The sequence below is a fragment of the Dellaglioa sp. CoH-56-MRSF-12 genome (genome assembly GCF_056782075.1).
In genome coordinates this window covers 1-233 of record NZ_JBXAYD010000177.1, presented here as the reverse complement: position 1 = coordinate 233, position 233 = coordinate 1, and the positions used below count along the sequence as shown (strand labels likewise).

Annotated in this window: 1 protein-coding gene; it reads left to right on the top strand. The window is 70.4% G+C overall.

Going from position 1 to position 233, the window contains the following annotated elements; all coding sequences use genetic code 11:
- Window positions 1-233: LexA family protein (locus AC1RPY_RS08225; RefSeq protein ID WP_481763194.1), on the top strand; the 233-nt coding region annotated here is incomplete at both ends.

The following is a 233-nucleotide window of genomic DNA, read 5'->3' as shown; positions in this document are numbered from 1 at the left end:
CCGCCATGGTCCCGCTGGTCGGCCGGATCGCCGCCGGCGTCCCGATCACCGCGGAGCAGCAGGTCGAGGAGGTCTTCCCGCTCCCCCGCCAGCTCGTCGGCAACGGCGAGCTCTTCATGCTCAAGGTCATCGGCGAGTCGATGATCGACGCGGCGATCTGCGACGGCGACTGGGTCGTGGTCCGCGCGCAGAACACCGCGGAGAACGGCGACATCGTCGCGGCGATGCTCGAC